The organism is Cobetia sp. SIMBA_158, from assembly GCF_046566945.1.
Classification (GTDB): Bacteria; Pseudomonadota; Gammaproteobacteria; order Pseudomonadales; family Halomonadaceae; genus Cobetia; species Cobetia amphilecti.
In genome coordinates this window covers 1-294 of record NZ_JAWJYL010000202.1, presented here as the reverse complement: position 1 = coordinate 294, position 294 = coordinate 1, and the positions used below count along the sequence as shown (strand labels likewise).

The 294-nt window shown below is 37.4% G+C and carries 1 protein-coding gene; it reads right to left on the bottom strand.

All coding sequences use genetic code 11. From position 1 onward, the window contains the following. The coding region (locus tag R2R70_RS19630; protein WP_410978842.1) for a hypothetical protein at positions 1-240 on the bottom strand (240 nt) is incomplete at its 3' end. Between the last annotated feature and the right edge of the window lie 54 nt (positions 241-294).

The following is a 294-nucleotide window of genomic DNA, read 5'->3' as shown; positions in this document are numbered from 1 at the left end:
ATCTTTTAATATTGGATCAAATTCCCACAAGGGATGTGCAACTATCTCTAGGACTTTCTCACTCTCATTAATCCAACCATGAATGAAAGAACCATTATTGATAGGTTTTAAGCTGCCATTACCAAATGCTGAGCAATAATTTATTACTAACTCTGAAGCTTCTTCTTGCCAACTTTTTAAACCTAAACCCCACAGTTCAAAGTGTGGAGTTACACCTGGAATATACGTAGGATCCTTCATAACAAACATAAGCTCCAAACCTAGTCGCCAATCTAACAACGGGTGTAAATGACG